This window comes from Ruminococcus sporogenes (assembly GCF_054655175.1).
Map to the genome: position 1 here is coordinate 1,053,755 of NZ_BAAHOA010000001.1, position 13,959 is coordinate 1,067,713.

The 13,959-nt window shown below is 40.4% G+C and carries 9 protein-coding genes; 4 read left to right on the forward strand and 5 right to left on the reverse strand.

From position 1 onward, the window contains the following. Positions 1-12 precede the first annotated feature (12 nt). A complete protein-coding gene (locus ACYQ0N_RS05765) occupies positions 13-432 on the reverse strand; it encodes a hypothetical protein (RefSeq protein ID WP_460162087.1) in 420 nt (139 codons plus the stop codon). A 218-nt stretch (positions 433-650) separates the two neighbouring features. Here ACYQ0N_RS05765 and ACYQ0N_RS05770 point away from each other — a divergent pair, with 218 nt between their 5' ends. From ACYQ0N_RS05770 to ACYQ0N_RS05785, 4 genes are all read left to right on the forward strand, one after another. Further along, positions 651-1,343: a DOMON domain-containing protein gene (locus ACYQ0N_RS05770; protein WP_460162088.1), complete on the forward strand. Its 693-nt coding sequence runs from the start codon at positions 651-653 to the stop codon at positions 1,341-1,343. 9 nt (positions 1,344-1,352) lie between these two features. Beyond that, positions 1,353-1,715 (forward strand): hypothetical protein, encoded by a 363-nt coding sequence (locus ACYQ0N_RS05775; RefSeq protein WP_460162089.1) that lies wholly within the window; start codon positions 1,353-1,355, stop codon positions 1,713-1,715. Positions 1,716-1,726: 11 nt separating this feature from the next. Continuing rightward, the gene (locus tag ACYQ0N_RS05780) at positions 1,727-1,882 is read left to right on the forward strand and encodes a hypothetical protein (RefSeq protein ID WP_460162090.1); all 156 of its coding nucleotides are present in this window, start codon (positions 1,727-1,729) and stop codon (positions 1,880-1,882) included. An 83-nt stretch (positions 1,883-1,965) separates the two neighbouring features. After that, positions 1,966-2,160, forward strand: coding sequence for a hypothetical protein (locus ACYQ0N_RS05785; RefSeq protein WP_460162091.1), 195 nt, complete (start codon positions 1,966-1,968; stop codon positions 2,158-2,160). Between the two features lie 47 nt (positions 2,161-2,207). On the opposite strand, the gene ACYQ0N_RS05790 is transcribed toward ACYQ0N_RS05785, so the two are convergent. From ACYQ0N_RS05790 to ACYQ0N_RS05805, 4 genes are read right to left on the reverse strand one after another with little or no spacing between them, the layout of a single operon-like run. Beyond that, complete coding sequence (locus tag ACYQ0N_RS05790; RefSeq protein WP_460162092.1) at positions 2,208-3,293, reverse strand: hypothetical protein; 1,086 nt, start codon at positions 3,291-3,293, stop codon at positions 2,208-2,210. After that, positions 3,260-11,278: a MutS N-terminal domain-containing protein gene (locus ACYQ0N_RS05795; RefSeq protein ID WP_460162093.1), complete on the reverse strand. Its 8,019-nt coding sequence runs from the start codon at positions 11,276-11,278 to the stop codon at positions 3,260-3,262. Before ACYQ0N_RS05795 ends, ACYQ0N_RS05790 begins: the two co-directional genes overlap by 34 nt. Next, the gene (locus tag ACYQ0N_RS05800; RefSeq protein WP_460162094.1) at positions 11,275-11,931 is read right to left on the reverse strand and encodes a DUF3991 domain-containing protein; all 657 of its coding nucleotides are present in this window, start codon (positions 11,929-11,931) and stop codon (positions 11,275-11,277) included. Before ACYQ0N_RS05800 ends, ACYQ0N_RS05795 begins: the two co-directional genes overlap by 4 nt. Continuing rightward, positions 11,931-13,958 (reverse strand): DUF4316 domain-containing protein, encoded by a 2,028-nt coding sequence (locus tag ACYQ0N_RS05805; RefSeq protein ID WP_460162095.1) that lies wholly within the window; start codon positions 13,956-13,958, stop codon positions 11,931-11,933. Before ACYQ0N_RS05805 ends, ACYQ0N_RS05800 begins: the two co-directional genes overlap by 1 nt. Position 13,959 lies beyond the last annotated feature (1 nt).

Consider the following 13,959-nt stretch of genomic DNA (forward strand, 5'->3'; position numbering starts at 1 on the left):
AAAAATCAAATTTCAGCTATGATTTCTCTTATACTCTTCCAAAGCCGTTAAAATCAGCTTATTCACGCTCATATCAAGCGAAGTGGCATAAACCTTGATAGTTTCAAGTTCACCCTTTGGAACGTAAAAACTGATTTTGTCGTAGTTCTCTTTGGTGTATCGCTTGTTACTGCTTGTTTTACGCTTGTTTTCCTGTTTCTTCTGGCACTCCTTACAGCACTTCTGAGAGCCCGTAACCACGGTATAAGGCTTGTTACATATCGGGCAAATCTGCTCACTGCCGACCTTTACAGACAGTCCTGCCGCTTTCTTTTCCTTGTATGCCTTGTTACGCAGAACTTGTGCTTTGTCACGGCAGTAAACGCAGTATTTTGCCCTGTTTGACGGAGATTGAAACTCCGTACCGCATATCTCGCAAACGTGTGTAAACACGGCTATCCCTCCTGTTATGACATTATGAATATTGTTTCATAAAAATACCGTTATGTCAACTATAATTTCATAGTCAGATTGCACCGGGCAAACGGTTGAAATTGCTGCGCTTCTTACAAACTTAAAAAACTTCTTAAAATTATTCTCGACAATAACGGTATAGCATAGTATAATAAAATTGTCGAAAGACAGAAAAACTAAACAAAGGAGTTTTCTCTATGAAAAAAATTATCACCACACTCGCAACCCTTTGCATCGCATCAAGCTTGGGCATCACGGCTCATGCTGCCGAAATACTCGACAAAGACTACATAGAATCTGAGATTTGGACGGAAATTTGGCTCGGCAAGGGCGATGATGGGACAGAATATCCCGAAGCATCGTATAAGCATCATCTTCTTGATGAGTGGATTGATGAAAACTACGGTTCTGATGAGTACGATTGGACGGAGTTAGGCGAACTGAAATATGAGTACAAGGACTATTACAACCGCCTTATTGCTGAATGGGACTTCAACGATGACAGAAATGGCAATTGGACTATCGACACCGAGGATAATTCCTATCGTTTTCAGCTTGTAGGAGGTCAGTGGAATATGATTGACAAGAACGGCGATACCGTTGATTCATTTCCGATATTCAGTACGTTGGAGGAAAATCCCGATTATCAGCCTTTGGATGATAGCGGTTCAAGCGGTAACAGGGTAATCGGCAGTGTGGAAAGCAAAGCAGAAACGCCCACTGTTGCCCTTGACAGTGAGAACGATAAAGTTACTGCCAACAGTACAGAAAAAGCTGTAGAGAGCGTTTCTGAACGTTCTGAGAACAGTGCAATACCGATTGCTGTAGGATGTCTTGCTGTTGTCGGAATCGGTGTAGTCGGCATTATTCTCTACAAGAAAAGAAAGTGAGGTTTTATTGTGATTTTCAAAAGCGAAAAATGGGAACTTGACACACAAAAAATTACTGTAACAAACCTTGAAAGCGGTGAATTATCCGCATTTCACGAGGAATATGTACGCTATCATCTGCACTACCGTGATGAGCATTCTCCTGAACTCTTGCAGAAAGCTGTTGATGAGGGTATTATTCAGCAATACCTTGAGGATTTGGTTGTTGCTGTCAAGGATAAACTTAGTGAACAGGCTGAAATATGGTGCAATGAGGACAAGTCTTTTCAGATTGCCAATGAATCGGGAAATCTGCTTGAAGTATGCAGAATAGCAAATATGTATCGTGAACAGGCAAGAGACAGCGTTTATGCTGCATTGGTCTATGTATAAGAAGTATCGTTATGAATTGTGAGATGTGCGATAAGGAAATACCTGTTGGTGAGAATTACTTGAACTTTGACGATAATGGTTTCTGTTGTAGTGAGTGCGTAACCCATTATCTGCTGTTCCGTTGTCGGCTGTCTATTGAAACGAATACAGAATGTGACAATGAATGAGCTTTGGTTATTGAAGATCTGTTTGTTTTGTTGTATAATGTAATTGACAGATAAAATTCAGTAATAGCGATGAGGTAGTAGATATGAGTGAAATACGTTGTCCTGAGTGTAACAGAAAAATGGTGCAACAGTTTATCGGCTTGAAACATTGCAAGTGCGGTATCAGTTGGAAAAAGGATATAGGCTATTTTGAACGTACTTCCGATATGGTTTTCTGTTTAGAAAAACAGAAAATTGGAAAGAAAGTCAAGCAAGTACCGATAATAAAATATAAGTAAAGTTACAAAAACAGCTACTCGATTTAATCAGGTAGCTGTTTACATATTTATTCGATATTCTGATTTTTGGACTTATTCTTACCCTTATCAGAATTTTTCTTAGAAATCCGCATCGCTTCTTTTTTCAGCTTTGCACGTTCAAAGTAACAGGTTTTTTCTTTAGGTTTGGCATTCTTTTTGGCTTCCATAGCTGCCTTATTGAGTTCAGCAGTAAGCGTTTTCAAACGTGATTCCTTGTCGGATAATTCCTGTGCCTGTGGGAACGGCTCTGCAACAATTTTTTGTGCTTCAGCATAGTCTACTTTCAGCTTTGAAAGTTCTGTATTCACATCGTTGATTTTGCGGTCAATGTTGTAAAGCGAGCCTTTAAGACGTTTGAGATTATGGGTAAAACTCTCGATGAGTTTTGTTGTGTGAGGATAAGCACCCTGCATTGTAGCCAGCACACCACCGCCCATTGCCGGACTATTCATAGTGACCGACAGCGGAAATCCCTGAAATTCACCGATTTTCACAGGCACATCGGCTTGCTTTATGGAAAGAACGGCATCTTCAAAAGCCTTTGCAGCTTCTTTTTTGTCAGTATATTCAACATCACCGATTGTAATCTTAAATTCGGGCAATTTAGTTTCTGCATCAATCGACAGTTTACGCAGATGTTCTCTGTCTGAACGAAGATTTTCAAGAGCAGTATTCAGACGACTTTCACGTTCGGGAAATGCCTTTATGGTATCTTCCATTTCGTAAACAGTGTTCTGATATTCTGCTTCGAGTGCTTTGAGTTCCTTAACATCGTTATCGAGCATGAGTTTTTCCTTGATACGTTCGTCACCTGTGCAAAGTGCCTTGATTTCGGAGTAGGTCAACGCCTGTTGGTCAACATCCTCACAACGTCTTGCAGGTTCTTTGGAAGTCATAATCTGTGAAATAAACTTCTGTTTATTCTCCAAAGTCTGATAACTGTAAGCGTCAAACGTTCCTTTCGTAACATAACGATATATAGCCACATTCTTGTTTTCATTGCCCTGTCTGATAATTCTTCCTGCACGCTGTTCCAAATCTGCCGGACGCCAAGGAATATCCAAATCATGAACGGCAATCAGCTTTTTCTGCACGTTCGTACCTGTCCCCATTTTTGCGGTACTTCCAAGCAAAACACGAATTCTTCTTCAAGAGAATCTTTTTCAGCAGCGGATTTTTCGTCATTAACAGTTTCACCGTCAGCCTTTTCGGAATCATTGGAATTTTTATGAGGCACACCTAAATCGCAGAAAATAATCTGAGTAAGCTTGTCCTCCTCAGTTTCTAAGTGAATACGGACAACATTTTCAACGCACTGATTCAGCTTTGTATTGGGATTATCCTCAAATGACGGGTCAATCAGACGTGGGTCAAGACCAAGTTTACGCCCGTCCGAAGTGATTTTCAGCATATTGTCGATAGTCGGCTCAACATTTCCTGCATTGATAGCATCGGCTCTGTCAGCGAGTTCATCAACAAGTTGTTTTTGGAAATCCGTAGCCTCAACGTTGATTATCTTGTATTCGCATTCAGGTACATCAAGTTTCAATGTATCGGCAGTGCGAATATCCGCAATCTGTTTGAACATTGACATCAGTTCGGGCATTCCCGTGTAATTTGCAATTCTCGTGCGTTCTTTGAATTTGTTGCCAGCAGGCGCTAACTCCCAATCTGTTTTCTGCTCACCAAAAACCGTTACCCAATTATCGAAATGCTGCAAGTTTTTGGACTTCAAAAAGTCATATTCAAGGTATCTCATCATAGTGTGAAGTTCCGTCACGGAGTTACTTAAGGGCGTGCCAGTAGCCATAACCACCCCTTTACCATCTGTTTTTTCATCTAAATATCGACACTTTAGGTACAAATCAAGCGCTTTTTGTGAAGCACTGTTTGATATACCTGAAACATTAGTCAACTTTGTTGGACAGAACAAATTCTTGAATTCATGCGCCTCGTCAACGAACAACTTATCAACACCAAGCTGTTCAAAAGTAATGGTATCATCATGATTTTTTTCAAGTTTGTCAAGCTGTTTTTCAAGAGATTTTTTAGTTCTCTCCATTGCCTTGACCTGAAACTTACTGCCCTCCTGCGCTTTGAGTTCCGCAATGCCCTCGATAATATCGCTAATTTGGGATTGCAGTTCCATTTCCTGCCGTTCCTTTGAAATCGGAATCATGCCAAGCTGTGAATGACCGATAATTACAGCATCAAAATTACCAGTAGCGATTTTTGCAAACAACTGCTGTCGGTTTTCTTTCTGAAAATCTTTTTTCGTTGCAACAAGAATATTCGCACCGGGATAGAGCTTCTGAAAATCATCGCCAATCTGCTCCGTAAGGTGATTTGGTACGGCAAACAGCGACTTCGTGCAAAGTCCTAAACGTTTGCTTTCCATTGCAGTTGCTATCATTTCAAAAGTTTTTCCTGCACCAACGCAGTGAGCAAAAAGCGTATTACCGCCGAACATAGCGTGTGCAATAGCATTTTTCTGATGTTCATGCAGAGTAATATCCGCATTCATCATCGGGAATTTTAATGCACTGCCGTCAAATTCACGAGGGCGAATAGAGTTGAAAAGTTCGTTGTACTTGTCCACAATTTCCTCACGTCTGGCAGGGTCTTTGAAAATCCATTTTTTAAATTCAGCCTTGATTTTATCCGCTTTTTTCTGCACAACCCTTGTCGCATCAATATCGACTACACGCTTTTCCTTGACATCGCCCATACCGTCAGGCACTTCAATTGTCTTGTAGATTTTCGGCTCTTTGAGATTCAGCAAATGCTCCATGATGTCATAAGCGTTCATCTCTCTTGAGCCAAACTGCTGCGTAGTAATAACAGAACGGTCTTGACTTTTGTTGTCAATGTGCCAATTACCTGAATGTTCCGAATATTCCGCAGTAATCAGCTTCGGACGCTGCCATGCGAAGTGCTTCACGTCAGCTCTGTTATCCCTCGGAGTTTGGAAAGTTTCGTACATAAACTGCTCATAATATTTCGGGTCAATCCAAGTTGCACCGAGTTTTACGTCAATATCTCCTGCTTTTAGTGGAGTAGGCACTGCTTGTTTCAAAGCGTTCACATTGACTGCAAAATCACCGTCATATTCCGCAATTTCCTCTGCAATTTTCAGCTTTGCACGAATATCGCCCGACAAGTATTCACTTGCCGTTTGATAAGTATTTTCCGTGTGCGGCACCTTGTAGATTTCACCCTGTAAATCGTGCTTTAATTCATCTTCCGTCATGCCTGTCAAGCAGCTCATGTAGTCAAAATCAACTTTGGCTTTTTCCGCAACAGAAAGTGTCAAAGCCTCCATAGCCGTTTCAACTTGGTCAACGGCTTTCGGCGGCTGAATCGTCCTTTTCGTGAAAATATCGGACTTTTCAATGAGTTTATTTTTCTCATATTTTTTCTCCAGTCCGGCAACAAGGTTGTAGGATACATCGTCCGAAAAATACCGTTTGTTGCTTTGGCTGTGAATAAGACCGTATTTTTTGTAAAAATCATCATAAGCTGTGTTCAGCTTTGTCTGCAAGTTCTTGATAACATCATCGGATTTGTTGAGTTCCTGTGCTTCAATCAATTCTCTTGTAAGGTCACGAAGCTGAATAAATGCCTTTGCCCTCTTAAACTGTGAGTTTTTCGTATCAAAACGACAGTGGCAAGCCACATTATTGGTTTTAAAATAGATTTTATTATCGTGTTCAAAAAAGCTGTAATTCCGCAGATTAGAGGGGATTTTGATGCCTTTTCCGTCAGTGGATTTAGCGTAAACGTCTTTCGCTTTTTCATCTGAAATTGTTGCCGACAGCTTTGAAACAGCGATTTTTAACTGTTCTTTCAAGTCGGAATTTTCAAGCGGAATACACATAGTACCATCGCTTCTGCCGCTGTATAACTTATTTCCCTCAACGATTTTTCCAAGAACCATATCAGGATTCTGCTCAAAATATTTGTTGATTGGCAGACCGTCAGCAGTTTGTCCGATATGCACCCAATCGGGAATTTCAGCGGAATTTTTATTCTCATTTTTTTGCAGAAAAATTATATCCGTAGTGACTTCCGTATTGGCATTTTTCTTGAATGCCGTGTTCGGCAGGCGAATTGCACCGATAAAATCAGATTTTTCGGCAAGCATTTTTCTTGTCGATTCATTCTGCTTGTCAAGAGTTCCGGAAGATGTCACAAATGCCAGTATTCCGCCATTTTTCACCTTATCCAAAGTCTCTGCAAAGAAATAATCATGCAGTTTTGTTGTTGAATGGACATTATCCGTAAACGATAAATCGCCGAATGGAACATTGCCGAACGCCACATCAAAGCAGCCATTTTGAAAGTTATTTTTCTCAAATCCCTGAATTGAAATATCAGCATCGGGATAAACCTGCTTTGCAATTCTGCCTGATATATCGTCGATTTCAACGCCATAAAGCTTAGAATTTTCACGCATTTCATCAGGCATTTTTCCGAAAAAATTACCAACACCCATTGCTGGTTCAAGGACATTTCCGCCCTCAAAGCCAAAGTTTGCGAGTGCTTCATAAATACCGTCAATGACAGTCGGAGAGGTATAAAATGCGTCCAAAGTGGAGGCTCTTGCAGAACTGTATTCCTTATCGGTCAGCAGCTCTTTCAGCTGAGTGTATTCGCTTTCCCAACTTTTGTTGTGTTCGTCAAAAGCCTGTGCGATTCCGCCCCAACCAACGTATTTTGAAAGAACTTCCTTTTCCTCATCTGTTGCAGAACGGTCTTCTTTTTCAAGATTTTTCAGCGTTTTTATTGCTTCAATGTTTGCCCTGAATTTCGATTTTGCACCGCCGCTGCCAAGAGAATTGTCCGTAATTGTGAAATTATTGGATTTTTTCTGCGTATCTCCAACTGATTTTTCATCGAATTTTTCAACTTCTTTCGGTTTAAATTCTCTCGCTTTTTCAGAAATATGCTGCTTGTCCTTATCGCTCAAATTATCAACAAAATAGCTGATTTCTCCGCTTGCCGTATCAATTTCAGCAAGCTTGGTGAATGTATTATCCTTGAATTCAAGCCTACCGCCGCCTAGCATTTCGAAGACAATTTTATCACCGCTGTCCTCAATATCTACGGAATATCCGGCATTTTCAAGAGCAGATTTCACATTTTCAAGAGCATTATCGGTAAATCCGATAAGAGACTCTCTGTTACGCTGAACGATATGCATATCAAGAACTTCAGCTAATTTTTCAAGCTCCGTCTGTTTGCCATGAATCTCATAAAATCCACCCTGTACCTTGTGAAGAGTGATATTTTTAGGCTGCTCGATAATATCCACAAGATTGATTTCATCAGCGTACTTATCAAGATAATCCCTGACCGCTTCTTCATTTTGACCGAACACTGTAATCACTGCATCTTTAATCTTGTCAGTATCCACTGTCAGATGAAATCCGGAATCCTCATTGTAAGCAAGCTTTACATTGGAAAAATTCTTCTTTCGTGCATCATATACAATTTCTTTATCGTCAGTTTTTTCACTAATTTCAGCAATTTTCCCTTGACGAATTTCAGAAAGCATCTGTGCTGTTTTATCGTCAGAAATATCGTCGTAGACTGTCATTTCTATAACCGATTTTTCGGCTTCAATTTTTGGCTCAATATACTCGCCTTTTTCAATAATTTCAGCCGTAAAATCAGCGACTTCCGACCAAGTGAATTTGAATTTTTCATTGTTTTCAAGTGTGAAAAATATTCCTTTTGAATCATGGTCAACAAATTTAATTTCGTCATCTCCCGTGTGACCGCCTGTGCCATACTCATTTTTGAGGAAGTCTGCAAACTCCTTATTTGTGGGCTTTTTTTCGTGATAGAATTGCTGTACACGGAATTTGCCGTTCTCAAAACCAGTTCCACGTATAATTTCATCGTGGAGTGCTGAAAAGCGGTTTACATTGCCTACAAAAAGACCTGTGGCGTATGTTTCCTTTTCCTTTTTCTGCTGTTGGGGAGCAATCGGAACGGAGTCACCGAAAAGTGAAAGCTGTTCGCCCTGAACATCGGGCGTTTCGTAAAATGGTTTGTTGTCGCTTGCATTTTCGCTCTTTTCGATTTTCTCAATAACGTCTGCATCAGCCAAAAGCGGTACATCATCTTCTGAAATATCAGGGTTTTTTGCACCTCTTATTTCAGCAAGTAAACCGAGTTCATGGGCAGCTGAAAGCAATTCATCCCTATGATTTTCGTATGTATCGACTACAAGTCCGCTTGTGATAAGTGTACAAGCTGCACTGAGTGAAAGAGCCTTATCCCTGATTTCATCAAGGCTGTCACTGTCACCGCTGAATGTGATAGTAAGCGGATTTATGGTTTCTTCGGGAGTAGTTTCAGCAACCTCTGAAATATCGCTCATAAGTTTTTCCTGCTGTTTCGGAGGATTGATTTCAAAGGATTCTTCGATTAAAACGGTATATCCTGCATAACGCAGTTTATCGGCATATTCGCTCTTTACTGTATCAGGAAAACCGACCATATCTTCACCATTTTTAGAAGTGAGATGAAGTTTGAGAACGTCAACTGCTATCTGAGCATTTTTGCCATACATCTCATAAAATGCTCCAACCTTACGCATAGTCACCGGACCTAAGTCCTTGTTTTCGGGCTGCGGACGTTCGCCCTCACCAAAGAAAACAAAAGGCATATATTTTACTATTTTTTCTTCTGTAGAAAGAGCTTCTTTTCCAATATTCAGCATAGTTTCCGTATCGGCTTTATCATAGAGTTTCTGTAATTGTGATGCTGAATCAAGTGTATTCCAATCTGCCATAAATTTCTCTCTGGCAGAATCAGCTTGACTTTGAATAAGTGCCAAATCGTCAGCAGAAATTGAATCGTCATACACCTTAACAACGCCCTCCGGCGAGATATGGGCAACAGTCACATAGTCACGGGTTTCATTATCGGTACGGGAAGTATCGTAGACGGTAATTCCGTTTCCAAGCAAACCGAAATGTATGGAACTTTTCTCTGTTTTCGGCTCAACCTTGAAATTGTACTTCATATCAGCGATTGAAGCAAAAGCCTTTTCGGTATTTTCTTCATCACCAAGAATATCATAGAGCACCTTCTTAATGCGATTAGTCACAACCTGATTATTCTTCCAGCCGTGCATTGCTGCACTGTCAAAAGCATTGATAAGCTTATCAGCTGTTTCCACCGAAATGTCGGGAAAAATATCTCTCAAATCCTCAACAGTTCTGTCATGAACAATATCGTCATATTCGTTTTTAAACAACTTGAAAAAGGCATCGCCCAACTCCTCATAACTTATCTGTCTTTCGGTATTACAATATCTTGCAACAGCAAAATCGTCACCGTATTCAACGGTAAATTTGTTATTTTGAGAAGTGATGAAATTGTGCTGATTTCCGAGCAGAGCCTGTGCAATTTCCTTGCGAATATCCTCTCCGTCCTGCATACGATGAGCAAGGTCATAAAGTGCAGTTTCGCTCAGTCCGTTGCCATAACTTGCATTATCGTGAGGAGCAAATTTATTGATATATCCATCCTCATAGAAATAATAGCCAATATCCTCAATTTCGTCCCAAGCAAGTACTGCTTTTGCCATAAACGACACAATATCGCCATTCATAAAGGCTTTTTCCTTCTCAGTAAGTTCAGGTTTAATTCTGTTTGCAAGAAAATCCGTAGCATCACCTAAATCAAACTGATTGTGCAGAATATCGTAATACTCACGAATTTCATCGGAAGTAAAAGATTCATCAATAACCTCAATGTTATTTTTAGATGAATCTCTTGAGAACATTTCAGAAATAACAATTTTCTGCTCATCGCTGAAATTATGCTCCGAGAAAAATTCCGCAAGTTCAGCAGTTCTGTCAATTTCATTCTTAAAGTCGAGAATTGCATTAAGTCCTGAATATTCGCCATATCGCTCCGAAACCGATTGTGCAAGGTAGTCATTTACGAGGGAAAGCATTTTATCAAATTGCTTCTCATCAAGCTGCGGAGTAAAAAAGCTGTCAAGACTTTCATGAATATCCGGGGCGGCAAATCTGTGAATTACCTCAAACAGTTTGTCCATATGGTAATCATCAATACCGTTATTTTTCAGAGAATTGATAATTCCGACCTCACGCTGTGCGTTCTCCAATGCCCTGTGGAAATTTGCAGAATCTTCCTTTTCAACAGTAAAAATGACCTTGTTATCACGAATCAGACCGCTGTATTCCGCATTGGTATCAAGAAACGGCTGTGCAGTTTTGTACTGTTCAGGTGTAAGTTTTGAATAAAAAAACTGTCTTTGCCTGATGTCACGATATGCCTTGTTTCCGATAATTTCGTCCGCCTTTTCCGCCTTTGAAAACTGTTTACGCATATCAATCACTGCTTGATGAATGGACTGAACGTTTGCCAAATCCGCACCGCTAACTGTCAGCGTAGCCTTGCCGTTAGGATAGATTCTGCCCGAAAACTGCACGTTTCGGGAGAGCATAATCTCAGCCATTTTTAAAGCGGTATCGCTGTCAGCGGAGATATACTGCTTATCGGGAATATATCGGTATTCAGCGTTTCCGATAATATTTTTCTGCGGCGGTATGTACACAACATTGGATTTGCGAGTGGGAAGATTTTTATTGCCCGAAAGCTGTTTCAGCCAAGCAATATTTTTGTCATTCACCGCCATAACAACACTGCTGTCTTTGGCGTAAGCAAAGTAGTTGATACCCGAATTATCGAGCTGATTTTTTAGTTTTAAAAAAGTATCTTCGTTCATTGAAACGAGTGTTTTATCTCTGTTATCTGTCGCATCGTTCCACGTTTTGTTGCCGTAAGTTGTCACTTTTCCGACCTCCTCTTTTTCTTTCGGAATCCCACAGAGCATATCATTCCAGTCCTTGTATCTGCTGTCGGGAAAAACACATTTTATTTGCGGATATTCCTTTGTTAATCGCTGATAAAATTCATTTCCTGCCTTGTCATTGTCAGAACAAATAAAGACATTTTCGGGCGATATTTCACAGCGTTTCATAGTTTCGATAACGACGTTCGGCTTGACTCCCATCATCGAAATCAGCCTGCAATTATTGGGATTTTTCATTTGCAGAAACGAGAATAAATCAATTGCGGATTCAAAAAAATACGCATTTTCGCAATTGCCTTTTTTGATTTCAAAGCCGTAATCATTAGCCGAATTTTCAGCAACACCCTTAAATATATGATGTGTGGAGTACCAACTTTTTCAGCGCCTACAAGCCTGTTATTCTCATCAAAAAACTTAAAAATGACATTTCCTGTTTTCTGTTCCTGCACGATTTTTCCGCTTTTTACAAGTTCGAAAATCATATCAGAGTCAAGTCTGCGAGTTTTGCAGAGATATGCTAAAACACGCTTGCAATCGGCATTTTCACTGATTGATATATCGGATTTTTCAGCATTTTTACGTCTGCGTTCATAGCTGTGCGAGGAAACAAAATCCCTCAAATAATTTTCGCCGTTCAGAAGCTCAATGGCTTCAACAAACGATTTTCCCATATATTCACGGACAAAGGCGATATTGTCACCGCCTTTATCCTCAGAAAATCGAAACCAAGAGCCACGTTCACCGACCGTATTGTCCTTGATATGCAGACTATCTTGTTCTTTCCACAGATATTCTCTGCCGACCTTTTTCAAATCAAAGCCGTGCGCCATTAGAAATGATGGCAAATTGACGGAATTTGCTCTTTCTATCTGTTCTTCCGCAATTTTCATTATTCCAATCCTTGATTTTGGTTTGGTGTTTTTGGTTTGTCCTGCTGTTTGCTTTTGTGGCTGATACGCTGTGCGGAGCGTTTCAGCTTATCTCTGCTGAAAAATGCAGCTCCGACATTCTTTTTCTCAACCGTAATCGCCGATTTATTTCCATTGAGTATGGCAGAATGAGGAATATTTTTCTCAGATAATTCAGCAATTTTCTGCTCAGCATTTTCCTGTGACATTCTTTGTGTTGCACGTTCTTCTTTTGGCAGAGCCTTGAAGAAATCAGGATTTACAAACTGCACTGCACGTTCATTTTTAACGTTGTCCGAAATGCTTTTGTATGTGTTTTCGTCAGTCTTTGCAACGGTAATCTCAACCGTATCATTTTTGCGAATTACAGCCGAAAACTGAATATTTTTGCCTGCAAGCCGTTCCATAACCTTATCAGCATTTTCTTTATTTTCAACGCTGATAGAACGGTTATCCTTAGTCAATGATTTATAAAAATCCGGGTTTACCGTCTGGTATTCCGGCTTTTTCACCTCAACATTTTCAGGAATGTGCGTTTCCTCATAGGCTTCAACATAAGCATCACCGAGTTCGTGCCAAGCCTGTCGGGATTCTTCTTCCATAGCTCTCTGAGCATTCAGCATCATATCTTTCAAAACAGGAATATCCTTATTTGCGACGGTTATTGCAGTTTTTTCGTTTGTGCGATTTACAGCGGAAAACGGCACTCCAACAGCCGTGAGTGAAGCGATAACTTTTTCAGCCTGTCTGCTGCTCATACTCTCAATATGTCGCTGTTCTTTCGGCAGGGAATTGTAATAATCAGAATTGATGATGCCCCTATTTTCAACCGCAGAAGTAAATTTTTCGAGAGCTTTATTGACTGCTTCAAGCTGCACTTCCATTTTAGGAATATCCTCTGCAACATCCTCACGAACGCTTTGCATCATGTACTTGTTTCCTTTAATTTCTTTCATAGCATCAAGTGTTTCCGACAAGTCTTTTTTCAATGCTTCAAGTTCAGTCTTAGAGCCGTTGTTGATGATTCCGTCAATCATATTCGCATCATCTTCAAGCTGCACTTCAACATTTTCAAGAGGATTGAACTTATCCGCAATACGAGTGATTTCTGCCTTATCAAGTTTTTCTACCTGTTCGGCAGAAAGAAAGATGGTTTCGGCAAGTTCCGTCATACCGAAATCAGCATTGTCCGCAGCTTCTGAAATTTTCTCGGAAGTGACCTGCATAGCCGCATCAACAATATCATTCGTCTGCTCTGCAAAATGATTTTCGGGACGTGCCAGCTTATGTATCTTATCTTCAAGAGTTCCGATTTTGCCTGTCACGCTGTCGATTTTATTCTGTAAATCATACTTGTCAACAGCGGAAGTATTCGGGTCATTGTATTCCACGAAAAGCTGATTTTTCTGTTCTTTCAGTGTGTTTAACTTATCGGTCAGGCAGTCAGAATTAGCGCAATTCAGCCTGTCCATAGCGTTGGTAAAGACTTCCCGACGTTCTTTATTGTGACCGATAGAAAAGCTTCGGATAGTATCATTGAGGGCGAGAACACGATTCAGTTTGTGTTCAACCCTGTCACGTTTTGCAGTAAGCCGATTGATTTTCAGCTTGTGATTCCTGATTTTATCCTGTCTTTTTGGGATTTTATTTTCCCTGATATTCGCAATTCTCTGCTCATTTTTTTCAATCAGTTTCCGGACAACAGGAACACTGCCGAGCATATTTTTCAGAATTGTATTTCTGTCCTCCAGCCTGTCAGCCTTTGCGTACAGCTTTTCAATTTTAGCTTCATTTCGAGCGATTTTGTCCTCACGAACAGCGATTTTTTCGTTGATAGTATCAATGCGGCTCTGATGAATCTCTGCCTTTGCGTTCAAAAAAGGAAGAAGTTTCTGTGACTTCTTAGTGCTGTTCTCCTGAGAGTTCTGCATATCCTGTCTACGCTTTTCCTCATCATTGCCGAAAATATCATCTGCCATTTTCGGCTGTTCATTATCCTGTACAGGCATA

What these genes read in the sequence shown, in the direction of transcription:
- ACYQ0N_RS05770 (WP_460162088.1), top strand. Translation starts at nt 651, where the DNA reads ATGAAAAAAATTATCACCACACTCGCAACCCTTTGCATCGCATCAAGC.
- ACYQ0N_RS05780 (WP_460162090.1), top strand. Translation starts at nt 1,727, where the DNA reads ATGAATTGTGAGATGTGCGATAAGGAAATACCTGTTGGTGAGAATTAC.
- ACYQ0N_RS05785 (WP_460162091.1), top strand. Translation starts at nt 1,966, where the DNA reads ATGAGTGAAATACGTTGTCCTGAGTGTAACAGAAAAATGGTGCAACAG.
- ACYQ0N_RS05790 (WP_460162092.1), bottom strand. Translation starts at nt 3,293, where the DNA reads ATGGGGACAGGTACGAACGTGCAGAAAAAGCTGATTGCCGTTCATGAT.
- ACYQ0N_RS05795 (WP_460162093.1), bottom strand. Translation starts at nt 11,278, where the DNA reads ATGAAAAATCCCAATAATTGCAGGCTGATTTCGATGATGGGAGTCAAG.
- ACYQ0N_RS05800 (WP_460162094.1), bottom strand. Translation starts at nt 11,931, where the DNA reads ATGAAAATTGCGGAAGAACAGATAGAAAGAGCAAATTCCGTCAATTTG.
- ACYQ0N_RS05805 (WP_460162095.1), bottom strand. Translation starts at nt 13,958, where the DNA reads ATGCCTGTACAGGATAATGAACAGCCGAAAATGGCAGATGATATTTTC.